Origin of the sequence: Alloactinosynnema sp. L-07 (assembly GCF_900070365.1) — a bacterium.
Taxonomy (GTDB): Bacteria; Actinomycetota; Actinomycetes; order Mycobacteriales; family Pseudonocardiaceae; genus Actinokineospora.
The window spans coordinates 4,168,918-4,190,120 of sequence record NZ_LN850107.1; the positions used below are offsets into that span (position 1 = coordinate 4,168,918).

The 21,203-nt window shown below is 69.3% G+C and carries 19 protein-coding genes; 10 read left to right on the forward strand and 9 right to left on the reverse strand.

The window, feature by feature from the left end; genetic code table 11:
- Positions 1–425 precede the first annotated feature (425 nt).
- From BN1701_RS18480 to BN1701_RS18510, 7 genes are all read left to right on the forward strand, one after another.
- Positions 426–2,387 (forward strand): alpha-1,4-glucan--maltose-1-phosphate maltosyltransferase, encoded by a 1,962-nt coding sequence (locus BN1701_RS18480; protein WP_054050521.1) that lies wholly within the window; start codon positions 426–428, stop codon positions 2,385–2,387.
- A gap of 118 nt (positions 2,388–2,505) precedes the next feature.
- Positions 2,506–4,293, forward strand: a complete 1,788-nt coding sequence (gene treS, locus BN1701_RS18485; protein WP_054055963.1) for a maltose alpha-D-glucosyltransferase — start codon at positions 2,506–2,508, stop codon at positions 4,291–4,293.
- A complete protein-coding gene (locus BN1701_RS18490; protein WP_054050524.1) occupies positions 4,290–5,600 on the forward strand; it encodes an aminoglycoside phosphotransferase in 1,311 nt (436 codons plus the stop codon). The genes treS and BN1701_RS18490 overlap by 4 nt, the downstream gene beginning before the upstream one ends.
- Positions 5,601–5,676: 76 nt before the next feature.
- Complete coding sequence (locus BN1701_RS18495) at positions 5,677–6,105, forward strand: CBS domain-containing protein (RefSeq protein WP_054055964.1); 429 nt, start codon at positions 5,677–5,679, stop codon at positions 6,103–6,105.
- A 6-nt stretch (positions 6,106–6,111) separates the two neighbouring features.
- Positions 6,112–8,262 carry a 1,4-alpha-glucan branching protein GlgB gene (gene glgB, locus BN1701_RS18500; RefSeq protein WP_054050526.1) on the forward strand — a complete coding sequence of 717 codons (2,151 nt, stop codon included), beginning with the start codon at positions 6,112–6,114 and terminating at the stop codon, positions 8,260–8,262.
- A gap of 195 nt (positions 8,263–8,457) precedes the next feature.
- Positions 8,458–9,861: a neutral zinc metallopeptidase gene (locus BN1701_RS18505; protein ID WP_231949644.1), complete on the forward strand. Its 1,404-nt coding sequence runs from the start codon at positions 8,458–8,460 to the stop codon at positions 9,859–9,861.
- Between the two features lie 72 nt (positions 9,862–9,933).
- Positions 9,934–11,400 carry a neutral zinc metallopeptidase gene (locus tag BN1701_RS18510; protein WP_231949645.1) on the forward strand — a complete coding sequence of 489 codons (1,467 nt, stop codon included), beginning with the start codon at positions 9,934–9,936 and terminating at the stop codon, positions 11,398–11,400.
- Positions 11,401–11,590: 190 nt separating this feature from the next.
- Here BN1701_RS18510 and BN1701_RS18515 read toward each other — a convergent pair whose 3' ends face one another.
- The 3 genes from BN1701_RS18515 to BN1701_RS18525 all read right to left on the reverse strand — a co-directional run bounded on the left by BN1701_RS18515 (position 11,591) and on the right by BN1701_RS18525 (position 13,932).
- Entirely contained in the window at positions 11,591–12,544 is a 954-nt protein-coding gene (locus tag BN1701_RS18515) for a tetratricopeptide repeat protein (protein ID WP_054050532.1), read from the reverse strand.
- Positions 12,545–12,548: 4 nt separating this feature from the next.
- Positions 12,549–13,457: a hypothetical protein gene (locus tag BN1701_RS18520; protein ID WP_054050534.1), complete on the reverse strand. Its 909-nt coding sequence runs from the start codon at positions 13,455–13,457 to the stop codon at positions 12,549–12,551.
- Positions 13,458–13,632: 175 nt separating this feature from the next.
- Entirely contained in the window at positions 13,633–13,932 is a 300-nt protein-coding gene (locus BN1701_RS18525; protein ID WP_054055965.1) for an MTH1187 family thiamine-binding protein, read from the reverse strand.
- Positions 13,933–13,975: 43 nt separating this feature from the next.
- On the opposite strand from BN1701_RS18525, the gene BN1701_RS18530 reads away from it, so the two are divergent.
- Both BN1701_RS18530 and BN1701_RS18535 read left to right on the forward strand, forming a co-directional pair.
- Complete coding sequence (locus BN1701_RS18530) at positions 13,976–15,016, forward strand: DNA polymerase IV (protein ID WP_054050536.1); 1,041 nt, start codon at positions 13,976–13,978, stop codon at positions 15,014–15,016.
- Between the two features lie 38 nt (positions 15,017–15,054).
- Complete coding sequence (locus tag BN1701_RS18535; RefSeq protein WP_054050538.1) at positions 15,055–15,558, forward strand: MarR family winged helix-turn-helix transcriptional regulator; 504 nt, start codon at positions 15,055–15,057, stop codon at positions 15,556–15,558.
- Here BN1701_RS18535 and BN1701_RS18540 read toward each other — a convergent pair.
- The 5 genes from BN1701_RS18540 to BN1701_RS18560 all read right to left on the reverse strand — a co-directional run bounded on the left by BN1701_RS18540 (position 15,555) and on the right by BN1701_RS18560 (position 20,130).
- Positions 15,555–15,875 (reverse strand): DUF3817 domain-containing protein, encoded by a 321-nt coding sequence (locus tag BN1701_RS18540; protein ID WP_054050540.1) that lies wholly within the window; start codon positions 15,873–15,875, stop codon positions 15,555–15,557. The genes BN1701_RS18535 and BN1701_RS18540 overlap by 4 nt on opposite strands.
- A 75-nt stretch (positions 15,876–15,950) precedes the next feature.
- Complete coding sequence (locus tag BN1701_RS18545; protein WP_054050542.1) at positions 15,951–17,000, reverse strand: ABC transporter permease; 1,050 nt, start codon at positions 16,998–17,000, stop codon at positions 15,951–15,953.
- Positions 16,997–17,908: an ABC transporter ATP-binding protein gene (locus tag BN1701_RS18550; protein ID WP_054050544.1), complete on the reverse strand. Its 912-nt coding sequence runs from the start codon at positions 17,906–17,908 to the stop codon at positions 16,997–16,999. Before BN1701_RS18550 ends, BN1701_RS18545 begins: the two co-directional genes overlap by 4 nt.
- A gap of 60 nt (positions 17,909–17,968) precedes the next feature.
- On the reverse strand, positions 17,969–18,940 hold the full coding sequence (gene meaB, locus BN1701_RS18555) for a methylmalonyl Co-A mutase-associated GTPase MeaB (RefSeq protein ID WP_054050546.1): 972 nt from the start codon (positions 18,938–18,940) through the stop codon (positions 17,969–17,971).
- Positions 18,941–18,942: 2 nt separating this feature from the next.
- Entirely contained in the window at positions 18,943–20,130 is a 1,188-nt protein-coding gene (locus tag BN1701_RS18560; RefSeq protein WP_054050548.1) for an acetyl-CoA C-acetyltransferase, read from the reverse strand.
- Positions 20,131–20,262: 132 nt separating this feature from the next.
- Between BN1701_RS18560 and mce the strand changes: the two genes are divergently transcribed.
- Positions 20,263–20,712: a methylmalonyl-CoA epimerase gene (gene mce, locus BN1701_RS18565; RefSeq protein WP_054050550.1), complete on the forward strand. Its 450-nt coding sequence runs from the start codon at positions 20,263–20,265 to the stop codon at positions 20,710–20,712.
- 19 nt (positions 20,713–20,731) lie between these two features.
- Here the strand turns inward: mce and BN1701_RS18570 are convergent, their stop codons facing one another.
- Complete coding sequence (locus BN1701_RS18570) at positions 20,732–21,145, reverse strand: VOC family protein (RefSeq protein WP_054050552.1); 414 nt, start codon at positions 21,143–21,145, stop codon at positions 20,732–20,734.
- Between the last annotated feature and the right edge of the window lie 58 nt (positions 21,146–21,203).

Consider the following 21,203-nt stretch of genomic DNA (forward strand, 5'->3'; position numbering starts at 1 on the left):
CCGGGTTCCGGGCGCCGGGCTCTGGGCGCCGGGCTCTGGGCGCCGGGCTCTGGGCGCCGGGCTCTGGGCGCCGGGCGCTGGGCGCCGGGCTCTGGGTTCCGGGGCGCTGGGCTCTGGATTGCGGGCGCCGGGTGCCAGGCGCCTGGTTCGGGCGCTGGGTTCCGCGCGCCGGGCGCCGGGCGCCGGGCGCTGGGCGCTGGGCGCCGGGCTCTGGGCTCTGGGCTCTGGGCTCTGGATTGCGGGTGCTGGACGCCGGGCGCCGGACGCCGGGTTTCGGGTTCGCGTTTCGGTTTCGGGTTTCGGGTTCGGGTGCTGGGAAGGGGTGTGGGCAGGGGCTGGGGTGGGGATGTGGTGTTCGTTGCGTGGGGCTGGATCGAGCAAGGCAGACTGAGAGGAGGCAGCCGAAGACGAGAGGAGCCTGACCGGTGAGCGGTCGGCTGGGTATCGACGATGTCTCCCCGATCGTGGCGTGTGGGCGCTATGCGGCGAAAGGGGTGGTAGGCGAGCACATTCCGGTCCGGGCGACGGTCTGGCGGGAGGGTCACGACGCCGTGGCCGCGACCGTGACGTGGCGGGGGCCGGGAGATCTCAAAGCTCGGCGGACTGGGATGCGGGTCGAGGCCGAGGATCGGTGGGTCGCCGAGATCGTGCCGGACCATCCTGGGCTCTGGACGTATCGGGTGGACGCGTGGGGTGATCCCTGGGCCACCTGGCGGCATTCGGTCGAGGTCAAGGTGGCGGCGGCGCAGGGGGCTGATGAGCTGGCCAATGATCTTGAGACCGGGGCGCGGTTGTTGGAGCGGGTAGCGCGGCGGCCGGATCGTAGTGGTGAGCGGAAGCTGTTGCTGTCCGCGGCGCGGGCGCTGCGGGATGTTGGGGTTCCCTTGCCCGCTCGGATCGCCGAGGCGCTTTCTGAGGCGGTGCAGCGGGTGATGACGACGCACCCGGTGCGGGAGTTGATCACCAAGGGGCGACCCCTCCAGCTTCTCGTCGATCGCAAGGCCGCGCTCTACGGGTCTTGGTACGAGTTCTTTCCGCGGTCGACCGGTGGGGTGGACGCGGACGGGCGGGCCGTTCATGGAACGTTCCGGACCGCCGAGAAGGAGCTTGAGCGGGCGGCGGACATGGGGTTCGACATCGTCTACCTGCCGCCCATTCACCCCATTGGCGCGGTCAATCGGAAGGGGCCGAACAACAGCGTCCGCTCCGAGCCGGGGGATGTCGGGTCCACGTGGGCGATCGGGTCGGTCGAGGGTGGGCATGACGCGATCCATCCGGAGTTGGGGACGTTCGCGGATTTCGACGCGTTCGTGGCGCGGGCCAAGGAACTCGATCTGGAGGTCGCACTCGATTTCGCGCTGCAGTGTGCGCCGGATCATCCTTGGGTGAAGGAGCATCCGGAGTGGTTCACGACTCGGCCGGATGGGTCTATCGCCTATGCCGAGAATCCGCCCAAGAAGTATCAGGACATCTATCCGGTCAACTTCGACAATGACCCCGAGGGGCTTTACGCGGAGATCCTGCGGGTGATCTTGCTCTGGGTGGAGCACGGCGTGCGGGTGTTCCGGGTCGACAACCCGCACACCAAGCCGCCGGACTTCTGGGAGTGGTTGATCAAGCGGGTGAAGGATGTGGCGCCGGATGTGTTGTTCCTGTCCGAGGCGTTCACGCGGCCGGCTCGGCTTTACGGGCTCGCGCGGCTGGGGTTCACCCAGTCCTACACGTATTTCACCTGGCGGACCGGCAAGCAGGAGTTGATCGACTTCGGGGTCGACCTGGTCGAGCACGCCGATGAGGCTCGTCCGAATCTCTTCGTCAACACCCCGGACATCCTGCACGCGTCCCTGCAGCACGGCGGGCCCGCGATGTTCGCGATCCGGGCGGCGCTGGCCGCGACGATGGCGCCGACCTGGGGTGTCTACTCCGGCTTCGAGCTGTACGAGCACGAGGCCGTCCGCGAGGGCAGCGAGGAGTACCTCGACTCCGAGAAGTACCAACTCCGGCCCCGCGACTACGCCAGGGCGATGGCCGACGGCCGGTCGCTGCAGCCGTGGATCACCCGGCTCAACGCCATCCGTCGGACCCACCCCGCGCTGCAGCAGCTGCGGACGCTGCGGTTCCACCACGTGGACAACGACGCGCTGATCGCCTACTCCAAGGTCGACCCCGCGACCGGCGACATCGTGGTCACCGTGGTCACCCTCGACCCGGACGCCACCCAGCAGGGCACGCTGTGGCTCGACCTCGGCGCGATCGGGCTGGACCCGCACCGCACCTACGCCGCCCACGACGAGGTGTCGGGGCAGACGTGGCAATGGGGGTCGGCGAACTATGTCCGGCTCGACCCGTGGCAGGCGGTCGCGCACATCGTCCACCTCAGGCGGTGACGATCAGCGCGCATGGATGACCCTCGTTGGTGGTAACGCCTCATCAGGCGCAGGCGCTGACCAGGCGCTCCGTTCGTGGTACGCATTGTCGAACGGCGACTATCACGAGGGCGACAGCATGACGGTTCATGACGCGACGGCACCGGACGCGGCACTCGGCCTTGAGGGCATCCCGCACACGGGCGAGACGATGACCGACGACGGGCATCTCGTCGAGCCGCAAGCCGAGGACTTCCGACATGCGCGCACGGTCCCGACCGACCTGCACTGGTACAAGAGCGCCGTCTTCTACGAGGTCCTCTGTCGCGCCTTCAACGACTCCGACGGCGACGGCACGGGCGACCTGCGCGGGCTGGCCGACAAGCTGGACTACCTGGCCTGGCTCGGCGTCGACTGCCTGTGGCTGCCGCCGTTCTACGCCTCGCCGCTGCGCGACGGCGGCTACGACATCAGCGATTTCCGCGCGGTGCTGCCCGAGTTCGGCACCGTCGACGACTTCGTCTATCTGCTCGACCAGGCCCACCAGCGCGGCATCCGGGTGATCACCGACCTTGTGCTCAACCACACGAGCGACGCGCACCCGTGGTTCCAGGAGTCCCGCCAGCACCCCGACGGCCCGTACGGCGACTATTACGTGTGGTCTGACACCGATGAGGCCTATGCCGACGCGCGGGTCATCTTCGTTGACACCGAGACGTCGAACTGGACCTACGACCCGGTCCGCGGCCAGTTCTATTGGCATCGGTTCTTCTCCCACCAGCCCGACCTCAACTACGAGAACCCCGAGGTCGCCGAGGCGATGCTCGACGTGCTGCGGTTCTGGCTGGACATCGGCATCGACGGCTTCCGCCTCGATGCCGTGCCCTACCTGTTCGAGGAGGAAGGCACCAACTGCGAGAACCTTCCGCGCACGCACGAGTTCCTCAAGCGCTGTCGCAAGGTCGTCGACGACGAATACCCTGGACGGGTGTTGCTGGCCGAGGCGAACCAGTGGCCCGCCGACGTGGTCGCGTACTTCGGTGAAGACGACGGCGACGAGTGCCACATGGCGTTCCATTTCCCGTTGATGCCGCGGATCTTCATGGCTGTGCGTCGGGAGTCGCGGTTCCCGATCTCGGAGATCCTGGCCCAGACACCGGCGATCCCGGCGGGTGCCCAGTGGGGCATCTTTCTGCGCAACCACGACGAGCTGACCTTGGAGATGGTCACCGACGAGGAGCGCGACTACATGTACGCCGAGTACGCCAAGGACCCGCGGATGAAGGCCAACATCGGCATCCGCAGACGCCTGGCGCCGCTGCTGGACAACGACAGCAACCAGATGGAGCTGTTCACCGCCCTGCTGCTGTCGCTGCCCGGCTCGCCGGTGCTGTACTACGGCGACGAGATCGGCATGGGCGACAACATCTGGCTCGGCGACCGCGACGCGGTCCGCACGCCGATGCAGTGGTCACCGGACCGCAACGCGGGCTTCTCCCGCTGCGACCCCGCCCGCCTCTACCTGCCCGCGATCGCCGACCCCGTCTACGGCTTCCAAGCCGTCAACGTCGAAGCGCAGATGAACAACACCAGCTCCCTGCTGCACTGGACCCGCCGAATGCTCCAGGTCCGCAAGGAGCACCACGCGTTCGGCATGGGCGACTTCACCGAGTTGGGCGCGTCCAACCCGAGCGTCCTGGCCTATCTGCGCCGACATGAGAACGACACGGTGATCTGCGTGAACAACCTGTCCCGTTTCCCCCAGCCGGTGGAACTGCACCTGGCCGACCACGCGGGCTGGGTCCCGATCGAGCTGACCGGCGGCGTCCGATTCCCGCCGATCGGCGAGCTGCCCTACCTGCTGACCCTTCCCGGCCACGGGTTCTACTGGTTCCAGCTCACCCCCGAGGAGGGCGAAGGACCGTGAGCACCCGTCCCCAGCACGCCGTCGAGTCCCTTGCCGACGACCTGCGCGCGTGGCTGCCCACGCAGCGCTGGTTCGCCGCCAAGGGCGCCGAGGTGGCCGACGTGCGCGTCGACCGTGCGGCGATGCTGGCCCCCGGACTGATCCACGCGCTCGTCGACGCCGACGGCGACCTCTACCAGGTGCTCCTCGGCGTCCAGGACGACGTGCCCGACGGTCCGGTGATCGGCAGAATCGGGCAGTCCTACGCCTTCGACGCGACACAGGACTCCGATCTGATGGCCGTGCTGCTGGGGCTGCTCGCCGAGGGGCGCACGGAGGCAGGCGTGCGCTGGACGCCGGAGACCGAGCTGGTCACGGGGCTGCGCGCGCGGCCGATCGGGGTGGAGCAGAGCAACACCTCGATCGTCTTCGGCTTCCACTACATCCTCAAACTGTTTCGCAGGCCCGCCGCATCGCCCAACCGGGATGTCGAGCTGCACCGGGCGCTGCACCGCGTCGGCAGCGCGCAGGTCGCCGACCCGGTCGGCGTGGTGGAGACCGACGACCTGGTGCTCGGGTTCGCCCAGCGGTACCTGGCCGACGCCGCCGAAGGGTGGGCCACTGCGACGGCGAGTGTGCGGGACCTGCTCGCCGAGGGGGATCTGCACGCGGGCGAGGTCGGCGGCGACTTCGCGGGCGAGTCCTCTCGGCTGGGCGCGGCGGTGGCGCAGGTGCACGTCGACCTGGCCGCGGCGCTGGGCACCGAGGTCGTGCCCACTGACCGGTTCGGCCGCGCGGTCGAGGCGATGCACGGCAGGCTGGACGCCGTGCTGGCCGCGGTCCCGGCCCTGGCCGAGCACGAGTCCATGCTCCGCGAGGCCTTCGACGCGGTCCGCGCGCTGCCCGGCGGCGTCCATGTCCAGCAGATCCACGGCGACCTGCACCTGGGCCAGGTCCTGCGCACCGCCGCGGGCTGGGTGCTGATCGACTTCGAGGGCGAGCCCGCGGCCCCGGTCGAGGAGCGGATGACGCCCAGGTCGCCGCTGCGGGACGTGGCGGGGATGCTCCGGTCGTTCGACTACGCGGCCTGGCAGCTGCTCGGTTCCGACGACGACCACCAGCGCGCCACCCGGGCGGCGGAGTGGAGCGACCGCAATCGTGCGTCGTTCTGCGAGGGCTACGGCTCGGTCGCGGGCGCCGACCCACGCGACAGCGCGGTGCTGCTGCGGGCGTTCGAACTGGACAAAGCGGTCTATGAGGTCGCCTACGAGCACCGCAACCGGCCGGAGTGGGTTCGGGTACCGCTCGCCGCGTTGCGCAGAGCGTGAGGTTTCGGGCGGGGCCGATCGTGGCTAACCTGATCGACAGGGAACAAACGCGACGAACTGGATCGAGGTGGCCTGCATGCGGATCTCGGATGTGTTGCGTGGCAAGGGCGCGGATGTGGCCACCGTTGATCCGGGCACCACAGTCGCCGGGTTGATCAGAGCGCTCGCCCAGCACAACGTCGGCGCGCTGGTGGTGGTCGACGGCGATGCGGTCGTCGGGATCGTCTCCGAGCGCGACATCGTGCGCAGGCTCGACGAACGCGGCGGTGATCTGCTCAACGCCACCGTCGCCGACATCATGACCGCCGAGGTCGTCACGTGCGGCCCGGAGGACAGCGTCGACAGCCTCGCCGCGACGATGACCGAGCGCCGGATCCGGCACATGCCGGTGGTCGTCAACGGCAAGCTCACCGGCATCGTCAGCATCGGCGACGTTGTCAAGGTTCGGATCAGTCAGCTGGAGACCGACCGAGATCAACTGCAGTCCTACATCGCCCAAGGGTGAGACTTCTTGGTTTCTGAGATCGAGCGCCTGCTCGCGGGTGCCCACCACGATCCCCATTCGGTCCTCGGTGTCCACCCGGACCCGGGCGGATCCGGTGGGGGCGTGGTGCGGACCCTGCGGCCACACGCCAAGGGCGTGACCGCGCTCGTCGGGCCAGACCGCTTCGACCTCGACCACCTGGGCGGTGGGCTGTTCGAGTCGACGCTGCCCGCGGTGCCGGAGGAGTACCGGCTGGAGATCGACTACGGCTCGGGCACCGAGGTCGTCGACGACCCGTATCGGTGGCTGCCGACGCTGGGCGAGCTGGATCTGCACTTGTTCGGCGAGGGCAGGCACGAGCGGCTGTGGGAGGTCGTGGGGGCGCACGTGCGCACCTACGACACCCCGTCCGGGCCGGTCAGCGGCACATCCTTCGCGGTATGGGCGCCCAGCGCGCAAGGCGTGCGGGTGTGCGGCGACTTCGACGGCTGGGACGGCCGCGCCACGCCGCTGCGGTCGCTGGGCTCGTCGGGGGTGTGGGAGCTGTTCGTGCCCGGTGTCGGACCCGGCACGCGCTACAAGTTCCGCATCCACGCCGCCGACGGTTCGTGGCACGAGAAGGCCGACCCGATGGCGTTCGCCACCGAGGTGCCGCCCGCGACCGCGTCCGTTGTGTCCACTTCGGACTACGAGTGGGGCGACGCGGACTGGCTGGCCCGCCGCGACGCGACCGACTGGACCCGCGCGCCGATGAGCGTGTACGAGGTGCACCTGGGCTCCTGGCGGCAGGGTCTCGGCTACCGCGAACTGGCCGACCAGCTGGGTGACTATCTCGCCGGGCACAACTTCACCCACGTGGAGCTGCTGCCGGTCGCGGAGCACCCGTTCGGCGGGTCGTGGGGGTACCAGGTCACGTCGTACTACGCGCCGACCGCGCGGTTCGGCTCCCCCGACGAGTTCCGCTACTTCGTCGACGCGCTGCACGAGCGCGGCATCGGCGTGCTGGTCGACTGGGTGCCCGCGCACTTCCCTCGCGACGCGTGGGCGCTGGCCCGCTTCGACGGCGGCCCGCTCTACGAGCACGGCGACCCCCGCCGCGGTGAACAGCCGGACTGGGGCACCCTGGTGTTCGACTTCGGCAGGCCCGAGGTCCGCAACTTCCTCGTCGCGAACGCGCTGTTCTGGATCGAGGAGTTCCACGTCGACGGCCTGCGGGTCGACGCCGTCGCCTCCATGCTCTACCTCGACTACTCGCGCAACGAGGGCGAGTGGCTGCCCAACGTGCACGGCGGCCGGGAGAACCTGGACGCGGTCAAGTTCCTCCAGGAACTCAACGCCACCGTCTACAAACATCACCCCGGCACCGTGATGATCGCCGAGGAGTCGACGGCATGGCCGGGGGTCACCCGGCCGACCCACCTCGGCGGGCTCGGGTTCGGCTTCAAGTGGAACATGGGCTGGATGCACGACACGCTCAGCTACACGGGCCACGATCCGGTGCACCGCTCGTATCACCACAACGAGTTGACCTTCTCGCTTATGTACGCGTGGAGTGAGAACTTCGTCCTGCCCCTGTCCCACGACGAGGTGGTGCACGGCAAGGGCTCGCTGTGGACCCGGATGCCCGGCGACGACTGGAACAAGGCCGCGGGACTGCGGGAGCTGCTGGCCTACATGTGGGCCCACCCCGGCAAGCAGCTGTTGTTCATGGGCGGCGAGTTCGGGCAGGTCCGCGAGTGGTCGGAGGGCCGGTCACTGGACTGGGAACTGATCGACGACCCGCTGCACCGCGGGGTGAAGTCGCTGGTGGCCGACCTGAACGCCGTCTACCGCGACAGCCCGGCGCTTTACGGCGACGACACCAGCCCGGACGGCTTCTCGTGGATCGACGCCAACGACTCGGCGGGCAACGTGATCAGCTTCGCGCGACGGGCCGACGGGCACGAGCTGGTGTGCGTGGCCAACTTCGCTGGGGCGCCACACCACGACTACCGGGTCGGACTACCGCGGCCGGGACGGTGGCGGGAGGTGCTCAACACCGACGCCGCGAGCTACGGCGGGTCGGGCGTGGGCAACTTCGGCGGGGTGGACGCCGAGAACGTGCCGTGGCACGGCAGGCCGTCCTCCGCCCTGCTGCACCTGCCTCCCCAAGGCGTCCTCTGGCTCACCCCAGCCTGACCACGTCGCCCGCCCTCCCCGGGGCCCGCCCCCTGCCTCACCCAGCCTGACCACGTCGCCCGGCCTCCCCACCCCCGCCCTCCACCCCACTCGCACCATCGTTCAACAATTCTACGCGTGAACAGTAGGATTGTTGGACAATGAGACAATGAGTGTTGTGGCCCGCCGATGAGCGGCCTGCGGCACACTGGACCCGTGCGCTCCCCGCTTGGTCACCGTCTTCGGCTCCTGCCCGCGCTCGTGTTGGCCGTGGTCGTGGCGGCCTGCACGACCACCGTTCCCGGCACCCCGATCGGCCAGGGCTCGGTCGTCTCCCGCGACGAGCCCGGCGACCCCGGCGGCGTCGACCCGTCGTTCGTCGAGAACACCGACAACGGCGAGATCGACCGGCTGGCCGCGACCGTCATCACCGACGTGCGCACCTACTGGGAGCAAACCTTCCCCGGCACCTTCGGCAAGGAGTTCAGCGACCTCAAAGGCGGCTACTTCTCCGTCGACACCTCCGACGCCGAGAGCGACGCGCCGCCCTGTGCCGACCGAGCCAACGACGTCGAGGGCAACGCCTTCTACTGCCCGACCGCCGACATCATCGCGTGGGACCGGGCCGCGCTGCTGCCGGTACTGCGCGACCGGTTCGGCGAGGCCGCGGTCATGCTCGTTTTGGCCCACGAGTTCGGCCACGCCGTGCAGAACCGCACCGGCGCCGGGCTCGAACAGCGCAAAGAGAACCCGAAGCGGTTCCCGACGATCCTGATCGAGGCGATGGCCGACTGCTACGCGGGCTCGTTCGTCCGCTGGGTCGCCGACGGCAAGTCCCAGCACCTCAACATCGCCAAGGAGCGGCTGGACTCGGCGCTGGAGTCGCTGATCAGCTTCCGCGACCCGATCGGCACCGAGCAGACCGACCGCGGCGCGCACGGCGACGCCTTCGACCGGGTGTCGGCCTTCCAGGACGGCTACGAGAAAGGCGTCGACCTGTGCGCGAAGATGACCGTCGACAACCGGACCTTCACCCTGAGCGGCTTCATCGACGCCGGTGACCAGGCCCGCGGCGGCAACCTGCGGTTCGAGCAGATCGTCGACTCGATCTCGCCGAAGCTCAACGAGTACTTCGCGGCGCTGATGACCAAGTCGGGCAAGACCTGGACCGAGCCGAAGATCAGCACCGTCGGCCAGGTCCCGCAGTGCGGCGGCGGCAAACAGGGCCCGGTCGCCTATTGCCCGGACGGCGGACGCGTCGAGGTGGACAACAAGAAGGAAATGCCCAAGATCCACGCCGACATCGGCGACTACGCCACCGGCGCCCTCATCGCGAGCCGGTTCGGGATCGCCGCGCTGGCCATCGCGGGCAAGCCGACCGACGGCGCGCAGGCACAGAAGTCGGCGGTCTGCCTGGCGGGCTCGTTCACCGGCTCACTGTTCGCCGCCGAGCAGCGGTTCCTGTCCCCCGGCGACCTCGACGAGGCCGTGCAGGTCCTCCTCGACTACGACTACGCCGCCCGCGACGCCAAGGGCGACGCGATCGACGCGGGCTTCGACCGGGTCACCGCGTTCCGCGACGGGTTCACCCAGGGTGGGGAGAAGTGCGGTCTGACCTGAGATGACCGGATCGGCGCACGGTGATCCGGACTCGGCAGTAGGGTGCGACCAGACAAACGGGTGGGAGTGAACGTGCGGATCAGGATCGCGGCGACGCTGGCGGCTGCGGCCATGCTGGCCACGCAGCTCGGTGCTTGCGGCAAGACCATCACCGGCACCCCCCGGGCCGTCGGCGACATCGACGCGGGCACCGCGGCGGGCATCCCGATCGACAACTCCAAGCCCAGCGGACCGAAACAGGGCGTGCCCGACGGAAGCCTGAACGTCGAGAACGCCGACAACGGCGAGATGGACAAGCTGGCGATCAACGCGCTGTCCGACGTCTACGACTACTGGGCCGAGCAGATGCCCGCCGAGTTCGACGGCCAGAAGTTCGAGCCGCTCAAGCGCCTGGTGTCCTACGACTCCAACGGCACGGCCATGAAGATCTGCAACGCGTCGACGGCGAAGTCGGTCAACGCGTTCTACTGCAGCCTTGATGACAGCGTGTCCTGGGACCGCGGTGTGCTGCTGCCGATGCTGAACAAGCAGTTCGGCCCGATGTCGGTGGTCGCCGTGCTCGCCCACGAGATGGGCCACGCGGTGCAGTTCCGCCTCGGCAAGAAGAGCAACATCAGCCAGGCCACGCCCACGATCGTCAAGGAACAGCAGGCCGACTGCTACACGGGCGCGTTCTTCCGGCACGTCGCCGAGGGCAAGTCCAAGCACTTCGAGATCAACGTCGGCAAGGGCCTCAACCAGGTACTCGCCACCATGTTCTTCATCCGCGACCCGGCGGGCCTCTCGGCCAACAAGCAGGGCGCGCACGGCTTGGCGTTCGACCGCGTGTTCGCGTTCCAGGCGGGCTTCACCGAGGGCCCCCGCCGCTGCGCGAAGATGGATCCGGACGAGATCAACAGCCGGATCGCGGAGAAGGAGCGCAACACCCAGGACGAGCAGGCGGGCGGCCAGGCCGACGTCACCGACAAGAAGAACCTGGGCCTGCTGCGCAAGAGCCTGGACGAGGCCTTCAAGCGCACCGGCGCTGCTCCACCGGAAATCAAGGACAACGGGGCGAAATGTGCTGACGGCTCGTCGACGCCGCCTGCGACTTATTGCGCGGAAGAGAACATCGTCTCGATTGATCTCGGCGCGTTGAAGAAGATCGCGACGCCGCCGAAGCGCGGTCAGGAACCGGGTGAGGATGGCAACGGTATCGGCGACTTCGCGGCGTTCGCCGAAATCGCGTCACGGTATTCGTTGGCGATTCAGAAGTCGGTGGGCGTTTCTTTGGAGGGCGAGAAGACGGGGCTGCGCACCGCCTGCCTTACCGGAGCTTGGTCCGCTTTCACCGTCGACAAGGTGCCGAGCGACGGTGACGGTGGATTGCACATCGCGGTCGGGGACTTGGACGAAGCGGTGGCGGAGCTACTACAGGACACCAGCCTTATCGCCGCCGACGTGAAGGGCGTGCAGATCCCGTCGGGCTTCGCCCGGGTGGAAGCGTTCCGAGTCGGCTACTTCGACGGCGACAAAGGCTGCGCGACCCAGTTCAGCTAGCCCAAACGCAACGGGCCGAACCCAACGGCCTGTTTGGGTGGTTCGCCTTGATTTGGGGTAAATGGGCCTAAACTTTCGGCGCGGGTGGGCTTCACCTCGCCCACCTTTTTAGCCCGCGCAGGCCCATTTGAGGGGCCCCAAATCAAGGCGAACCACCCAAACAGGCGCCCAAGAGACCAAGCCGGGCGACTTAGTACAAGGCGCTGGCTAGGTCTCGGCGGGCCTTGGCAACGCGTGGGTCATCTGCTGCGAACAGGTCGAATAGCGACACCAGGTGTGTGCGTGCCTTGTCTCGGTCCTCACCCGCTGTGCGGCGGACAGTGTTGATCAGTCGGGTGAAGGCGGCCTCGATCTGTTGGCCTGCCAGCTCCAGGTCGGCTGCGGCGACCTGGGCGTCGACATCATCCGGGGACGTGTCGGCGCGGACGATCACCGATGGGTCGGTCGCCTCGGTGCGGGCGAGGAATTCGACCTGGGCCAGGGCTGCCTTGGCTTCCTCGTTGCCGGGTTCAGCGTCGAGGATGGACTGGTAAGCGGCGGCCGCGGCCGTGTAGTCGCCCTGTTCGAAGGCGGTTTCGGCGGCGACGAAGCGCTCGTCCTCCGGCTCCGGCTCCGGCTCGGCGGCCCCCTCGGGGGCCGACTCCTCGGCGGCGCGGATGGCGGGCATGCGGTCGCGGAGGGCGTCGAGCAGGCCGTCGATCCACTGGCGCAGGCGCGGCTCGGGCGGGACCTCCGCGAACGCCTCCACCGGCTGCCCGGCGGCGATGGCGACGACCATCGGCACGGATTGCGCGCCGAAGAGCTGGGCGATGCGGGGGCTGGTCTCGACGTCGACCTTGCCGAACCGCCACGCGCCGTTGTATTCGGCGGCGAGGCGGTCGAGCAGGGTGAGCAGTTGCTGGGACTGGGCCGACCAGCTCGCGTGCAGCGCGACCAGGACGGGGACCTCCATCGAGCGTTCGACGACCTCGACCTGGAAGGAGGCTTCGGTCACGTCGGTGGAGAACGCGCTGGTCGGCGCGGGCGCGGCACCGGCGGGCGCCTTGGCGGTGGTCTCCGCCCTGGCCTTGAGCGCGGACAGGTCGACGGCCCTGGAGAGGGCGGCAGACAGGGCGGCGGTCTGGCGTGGATCTGGCCTAGTCACAGTGTCATCCTGGCATGGTCGTTTCGGCGACGTCCCGGCTCCCGGCCATCTCGGCCAGCGCGGCCGTCGGGTTCAGGCCCATCGGGTTGCGGCGCATGACCTCGTTCTGCTCGCTGAGCCGCAGTGACAGCGGCGCGAGGAGCTCGACCAGCCGGGCCGTGCCCTGCTCCCCTAGCTCGGCCCACGGGGCCACGGCAGCCTCGTCGGTCAAGTCCTCGACGGTCTCGCGCAGTTCGCGGCCTTCGTCGGACAGGGTTCCGTCGGAGCTCAGCAGGCCGCGCTCGCGCAGGCGCTCATCGGCGGCGTTCCATTCGTCCTCGGGCCACTTGCGGGCCGCGCGCAGGTACTCGCCGGGCAGGTTCTTTTCGGCGCCGAACAGCACCAGGGCCTCGCACGGGTCCAGGCCCGCGGTCACCAGCGCGGCCACGTGGCCGTCGCCGCGGGACTCGCGCAAAGTGGTGGTGACCTGCCACAGGGCCAGGTGCGGCTCGGCGGGCAGGTCGAGCGCGGCGTTGGCCGCGCCCAGTGCGCGACCGGCGGTGGGCACCCAGGGGGCCAGGGCGCGGGCGATGTCGGCGGCCTCGGCGATGTCCTGGCCGGTCACGGCGTCGTCGCCCAGCATCCGGCGCAGAGCGCCGTCGACCCCCGCCAGCCGCGCGCGCAGGAACTCCTCCGGCGTGGCGACGTCCCACGCCTCGGGCAGCGCGCGCTCGACCATCGACGGGTGGAAGTTGTAGAACAGGCTGGTCACCAGCCACGCGGGAGCGGCGCCCAGCGGCGCGGCGCGCATCCCGAAGTAGCCCATCCACCGGCCTTTGCACCCCAGTGCGTCGGTCTCGGCGATCGATTCCGGGGTGAAGTAGGTGACGTCGTGGTACGGCTCGAAACACAGCCACAAGCGGCGCGGGTCCATACCGGAATCCTACGAGCGCGTCTGAGAACTGGCGTGCGTGAGAGTCGTGATCGAGATGGCCCCTGGCGGTGCGGCCGGATCGTCCGCATACCGGAGTTGTCTGTGGGCGTATCCGGCCGTGCCGCCAGGGGCCATCTCGGCGCGGCTATCGCGTGCGCCAGTTCTCAGACGCGCTCTAAGAGTCCGAGAGGTAGCGCTCGACCCTTTCCACCTTCGCGGTGAGTTGACCCGTGTGGCCGGGCCGGATGTCGGCCTTCAGGACGAGCCCGACGCGCGGGAAGTTCTCCAGCAGGACGTCGGTGGCCTTCTTGACCACGGCCATCACCTCGTCCCACTCGCCTTCGACGGTGGTGAACATGGCTGTGGTCTCGTTCGGCAGGCCGGACTCGCGCACGACCCGCACCGCCGCGGCGACGGCCTCGCCGACGTTCTCGGACTCCCCGCCAAGCGGGCTGACACTGAAGGCGACGAGCACGGTCACTCCTTCGGATCGGCGTTCCTCGGGGCACACTAGCCAGGTGGCCGACCACTGGGTGCTGCATGTCGACCTCGACCAGTTCATCGCGGCGGTCGAGGTGCTGCGCAGGCCTGAGCTGCGCGGCCTGCCGGTGGTGGTCGGCGGCCGCGGCGACCCGACCGAGCGCGCGGTGGTGGCGACGGCGTCGTATGAGGCGCGCGCGTTCGGGGTGCGGTCGGGGCTGCCGATGAAACTGGCGGTCAAGCGCTGCCCGGACGCGGTGTTCCTGCCCAGCGACCCCGACGCCTACACCGCCGCGTCCGCCGAGGTGATGGCGGCGCTGCGGGAGTTCGACGCGGTGGTCGAGGTGCTGGGCTGGGACGAGGCGTTCCTCGGCGTCGAGACCGACGATCCCGTCGCGCTCGCCAAGCGGATCCATGACGCGGTGCTGGAGCGCACGGCGCTGCACTGCTCGGTCGGCATCGGCGACAACCGGCTGCGCGCGAAGCTGGCCACCGATTTCGGCAAACCGGCAGGCGTGTTCCAACTCACCAAGGACAACTGGTTCACGGTGATGGGTGACCGCCCCACCGACGCCCTGTGGGGCATCGGCACCAAGACCGGCCGCAAGCTCGCCGAGTTGGGCCTGACCACGGTGCGTGAGTTGGCGGCGGCCGACCCGGACGCGCTGGCGGCGCGGATGGGTCCCACGATCGGCCCGTGGCTGCACACCCTGGGCCTGGGCGCGGGGTCCGCGCAGGTGACCGACACGCCGTGGGTGGCCCGCTCGCACAGCCGGGAAACCACCTTCCAGCAGGACCTCACCGAACCCGACGACCTGCGCGCGGCGATCGTGCGGCTGGTCGGGCAGCTCATGGCCGACGTCGACCGCGAGGACCGGCCGGTGATCCGGGTCGGGGTCAAGGCGCGGTTCGCGCCGTTCTTCACCAAGAGCCGCAGCGTGACCTTGCCCGGCCCGACGAGCGTGGCGGCCGAGATCGAGGCCGCGGCGCTGGTCGCGCTCGGCCGGTTCGAGCTGGACCGGCCGGTGCGGCTGCTGGGTGTGCGGGCCGAGTTCGAGCCGCCCGCGGCGGGCTACTGAGCGGCTCAGGCCCGTTCCTGGCTGGTAACTTGCTGGTCATGAGGCCGCGTACGTTGCCATTCGACCCGATCGCCAAGGCCGCGGAGCTGTGGCGGGAGCGGATCGGCGACTCGACGACCATGGCGGCGGTGACGAGCGTCATGCGCGTGCAGCAGATCCTGCAGTCCGCTGTGGACGGAGCGCTCAAGCCGCACGGCCTGACGTTCGCCCGGTACGAGGCCCTGGTGCTGCTGACCTTCTCCTCGCGCGGCAGCCTGCCGATGCGGGTGATGGGTGAGCGGCTGCAGCTGCACCCGACGAGTGTGACGAACATCGTCGACCGCTTGGAGGCCGACGGCCTGGTGCGCCGGACGCCGCACCCGACCGACCGCCGTACCACCCTCGCGGAGATCACCGAGGCCGGGCGCGAGCTGCGCGCCCAGGCCACGGCCGCGGTGACCGCTGTCGACTTCGGCCTGAACGGGCTCACAGACCGCCAGACCGGCCAGCTCACGGACCTTCTCGCGAAGGTACGCAAGGCGGCAGGCGACTTTCAGGATTAGATGGTGCGTCGCGCCGCGATCGGGTCGAGTTTGCCGGTGCGCAGCACCCAGCGCTCGAAGACGACCGTGGCCAGCGGCGGGATGCTCGACACGAGCGCCCAGCCCGTGGTCCACACGTCCCAGCGCTGCTGCCGCGCGGTGAACGCGGTCACCACCAGGTAGACGACGAACACGACACCGTGGATGGGCCCGAAGACCTTCACCCCGAGGTCGCCCAAGTCGGTGGCGTACTTGAAGAACATGCCGACGAGAAGGCCGAGCCAGGAGAAGGCCTCAGCGATGGCGACGGCGCGGAACCGGGTGGCGGTGTCGAACATGGCTCCAGTGTGGAGCGTGAGCGCGCTCACGCCCCACCTGGGTGCCTTGTGAACACAGTGAAATCGGGCGGTAACTCAGGCGTCTTCCCAGGTGAAAACCTTCGCGGCGATGAACCCGACGACCAGGGTGAAGCCGATCAGGACCGCGCACGGAACCAGCATCGCCGCGACCGATTTCCCACGGACCAGGAAGTCCATCATCCCGTCGTTCATGTGCCGCAACGGAAAGATCTTCGACACCGCCTGCAGCCACGGCGGCGCGGCGTCGATGGGGAAGAATGTGCCCGACAGGAAGGCCATGGGCAGCACGACGATGTTCGCCGCGCCCGTGGCCGCTTCCTCGGTCTTGGTGAACGCGCCGATGAGCATGCCGATGGCGAAGAAGGCCAGGATTCCGCTCAGGAACACGGGAATCGACAGCCACCACGTGCCCGAGAGCCGCAAGCCGAACACGGGCAGCAACGCCACCCCGACGAAGACGAACGCCTGCGCGATGGCGACTCCGATGGTGACGCTCAACCGCGAGCTGAGCACGGTCGTCGGCGTGACCGGGGCCAGCCGCAGCCTGCGCAGCACCTGCTTGCGCCGCCAGTTCACCATCGTCAGCGCGGCGCCGAAGACGGCGGTGACCGCGATGCCCCAGGACAGGATGCCCGGGGTCAGGTACTGGATCGGCTTGAGCGAGGCGTCCTCGACCTGCTCGGCGCTGAACTGGAAGCGCGCGGGCTGGCCGGTGGCACGGACGTTCAGCTCCTGGGTGACGCCCGCGACGATGCCCCGCACCAAGCCAGCCTGGGCCTGGTCGCTGGCGGCGAAGCGCAGGGACACCTTGTTGCCGGTGGCCTCGACCAGACCGGGCAGGTCACCGTCGCGGACCTTCCGCACGCCAGCGTCGAGGGAGTCGAAGCGCTCCAATTCGACGGCGCCCGACTGTTCCAGGACGGCAAGCACCGGGCCGTCGCCGACCGCGCCGATCTTGAGCTTGTCGGTGCCCACGTCGCGGAACAGCAGGCCGAAGACGACCAGGAACATCAGTGGGAAGACGAAGGTGAAGAACAGGGTGGCCTTGTCGCGGACGAAGCCCTTGACCATGGCCACCGAGAGGGACTTGAAGGCGCCGGTCACGCTCGGTACTCCCGTCCGGTCAGGTCGAGGAAGACGTCCTCGAGGGTGGAGGTACGCACCTGAAGGCCGTCGAGCGTGCCCCGCTCGGCCAACGCGGACAGCACTGGGGCCGGGGTGCGGGTGGAGATGGTGAGCGACAGCTCGTCCTCATGCGCGGTGTCGGCGCCGATGAGCGCCTGAGCGTCCTCAAGGGACAGTGAACCGCGTTCGAGGATGACGTGGGTGGGCGCGTCGAGGCCGCGCACCAGCGTCGCGGGGGCGTCCATCGCCAGGATGCGGCCGTGGTCCATGATCGCGACGCGATCGCAGAGGATCTCGGCCTCATCGAGGTAGTGCGTGGTGTAGACGATGGTCTTGCCGCGCGCCTGGATCGCCCGCAGGACGTCCCACAGGTTGCGTCGCGCCTGCGGGTCGAGCGCGGCGGTGGGCTCGTCGAGGAACACCACGTCCGGGTCGTGGACGAGCGCGCAGGCGATCGACAGGCGCTGGCGCTGGCCGCCGGACAGCTTGTCCTCGCGGGTGTCGGCCTTGTCGGTCAGCCCGACGAGTTCGAGCATCTCGTCGGCCTTGGCCGGGGCCACGCCGTACAGCGCGCCGAACGTGCGCAGCTGCTCACGGGCAGTCAGCTTCTCGAAGAACGCCGACGCCTGGAGCTGCACGCCCATGCGGGGCAGCAGTGCCTTGTTGCGCGGGAACGGGCTCTCGCCGAGCAGCCGCACGGTGCCGCCGTCGGGCTCGCGCAGGCCCTCCACGATCTCCAGGGTGGTCGTCTTGCCCGCGCCGTTGGGTCCGAGAATGCCGAAGAACTCGCCCTCGGCGACGGTGAACGAGACCCCGTCAACGGCTTTGAGCTCCCCATACGCCTTGCGGATGTCCTCGACCACGATCGCGTCCGTGGTGGCTGTCATGGTCACCAACGTAGTACCGCTCGAACGCGCCGACGACCAGTTTGGTCCGGTCAGACCAGCCTAATTGGACTGTTGGACGCTCTCGATCAGCGAGTCCGCGGCCGTGTAGGGGTCCAGTTCGCCCGACATGACCCGTTTGGCCAGGCCGTCGAGCGCGTCGCCACCGTGGACGTCGGCCAGCCGGGCGCGCAGCGACTCGACCGCGATGGCCTCGATCTCGGTGCGGGCCCGCATCGCTCGCCGCTCCTCAAGCTCACCGTGGGCGACCATCCACTCGCGGTGCGCGTCGATGGCCTCGACGACCTCGGTGATGCCCTCGGCGCGCGCGGCGACGGTCTTGACGATCGGCTGGCGCCAGCTCGCGCCGCGGATCTCCCGGCGTCCCAACGAGATCATGTACTTCAGCTCGCGCACGGTGGTGTCGGCGCCGTCGCGGTCGGCCTTGTTGACCACGAACACGTCGGCGATCTCCAGGATGCCCGCCTTGGCCGCCTGGATGCCGTCACCCATGCCGGGGGCCAGCAGGACCAGCGTCGTGTCCGCGAGGCCGATGACCTCCACTTCGGACTGTCCAACCCCGACAGTCTCGACGAGCACGACGTCGAAGCCAGCCGCGTCGAGCACGCGCAGCGCCTGCGGGGTGGCCCAGGCCATGCCGCCGAGGTGGCCGCGGGTGGCCATGGAGCGGATGAACACGTCCGGATCGGTGGCGTGGTCCTGCATCCGGATGCGGTCGCCGAGCAGCGCGCCGCCGGAGAACGGCGAGGACGGGTCGACGGCGAGCACGCCGACCCGCTTGCCCTGGCCGCGATAGGCGGCGACCAACGCCGAAGTGGTCGTCGACTTGCCGACCCCTGGCGAACCGGTGAGCCCGATGACCTGGGCCCGCCCGCCGAGGGGAGCCAGCGCCGCCGCGACCTCGCGCAGCTGCGGACTGGCGTCCTCGACCAGGGAGATGAGCCGGGCGACCGCGCGCGGCTGTCGCTGCCGCGCGCGGTCGACCAGATCGGCTACGTCGACCTGACGGGCCAAACTCAGGCCTTGGGCACGCTGATGATCAGCGCGTCGCCCTGGCCGCCGCCACCGCACAGCGCGGCCGCGCCGACGCCGCCACCGCGGCGCTTGAGCTCGTAGGCCAGGTGCACGATCAGGCGGGCACCGGAGGCGCCGATCGGGTGACCGAGGGCGATCGCGCCGCCGTTGACGTTGACGATGTCCTCGGAGATGCCCAGCTTCTGGGTGGACACCACGCCGACCGCCGCGAACGCCTCGTTGATCTCGACCAGGTCGAGGTCGGACGCCTCAAGGCCCTGCTTGGCCAGCGCGGCCCTGATCGCGTTGGACGGCTGCTCGTGCAGGCTGGCGTCCGGACCGGCCACGACGCCGTGCGCGCCGATCTCGGCGATCCAGGACAGACCCAGTTCCTCGGCCTTGGCCTTGCTCATGACGACCACCGCGGCGGCGCCGTCGGAGATCTGCGAGGCCGAACCCGCGGTGATGGTGCCGTCGCTGGCGAACGCGGGCCGCAGCTTGCCGAGGGAATCGACGGTGGTGTCGCCCCGCACGCCCTCGTCGGTGTCGAAGACGATCGGGTCGCCCTTGCGCTGCGGGATGCTGACCGGGGCGATCTCGTCGGCGAACACACCGTCGGCGATGGCCTTGGCCGCCTTCTGGTGCGACGCGGCGGAGAACGCGTCCTGCTCCTCGCGGGTCAGGTCGTAGCGGGCGTTGACCTTCTCGGTCGACACACCCATGGCGACCTGGTCGAACGCGCAGAACAGGCCGTCGTAGGCCATGTGGTCCTGCAGGGTGACGTCGCCGTACTTGAAGCCGGAGCGGGACTTCGGCAGCAGGTGCGGGGCCTGGGTCATCGACTCCTGGCCACCGGCCACGATGATGTCGAACTCGCCCGCGCGGATGAGCTGGTCGGCCAGCGCGATGGCGTCGAGGCCGGACAGGCACACCTTGTTGATGGTCAGCGCGGGGACGTCCATCGGGATGCCCGCGGCGACGGCGGCCTGGCGGGCGGGGATCTGGCCCGCGCCCGCGGTCAGGACCTGACCCATGATCGTGTACTGGACCTGTTCGGGCTTGACGCCCGCCTTCTCCAGCGCTGCCTTGATCGCTACTCCGCCGAGCTGTGCCCCGGAGAAGTCCTTCAGCGAACCCAGCAGGCGGCCGATGGGGGTGCGCGCCCCCGCGACGATGACGGTTCCGGACACAGCGGTCTCCTCAGACGTGCGAACGTGCGTTAACTCGGACCTTACTCGCGCTGAACGCCTTCGCCACGTGCGTCTGTGAGTAGCCGCACAGCAAATAGTTACCCGCCGGTAGGCTTGGCGTAAGGTCTACGCATGACTGACGCCATCGCCTCGCACGTCGTAGCCGTCGACCACGTGGGGATCGCCGTCCCCGACCTCGACGCGGCCATCGCCTTCTACCGCGACAACTTCGGCCTCGTCTCCGTGCACGAGGAGACGAACGAGGAGCAGGGCGTCCGCGAGGCCATGCTGCGTGCCCCCGGCGACACCGGCGCGGGCACCGCGATCCAGCTGCTGGCCCCGCTCAACGAGCAGTCGACCATCGCCAAGTTCATCGGCCGCAGCGGCCCCGGCCTGCAGCAGCTGGCCTACCGGGTCGCCGACATCGAGGCCACCGCCGCCGACCTGCGCGCCAAGGGCCTGCGCCTGCTCTACGACGAGCCCAAGCGCGGCACGTCCAACAGCCGGGTCAACTTCGTCCACCCGAAGGACGCCGGTGGCGTGCTCGTCGAGCTTGTGGAACCCGCCGCAGAAGCACACTGACGGCGGGTTCGGACCAGCGTCACAAGCCGTTCGCGGCGAGCCAGGCCGGGTCGGGCTCGATCATCTGCAGGATGTCGAGCACCAGCCCGCCGGGCACGGCCGCGAAGAAGTGCCGCTGACCCCACGGCTCGTCCACACACTCGGCGATGATCTCGGCGCCCGCCTCGCGCAGCCGATCCTCCTCGGCCTTCGCGTCTTCCACCATGAGCGCCAGGAAGGTCCCGGCCACCGAACGCCCACGCAGCGCGGCCGGGGTGGACTCGTGGTCGCTCTGGATGAGGTCGAAGGTGAACGACGGGTCGGATTCGTGCCCGAAGTCGACGTACCACCCAAGGTCGACGGTGACCTTCATGCCCACGTGTGCCACCAGGAAGTCCCGAGCGGTCGCCACGTCGTCGACCAATACCGCCGTCGCGAACTTCGTGAATCGCATACATCCTCCTAATCACTACGTCTGGAGTACTATAGACATAGTGGTTTAGGATCGACAA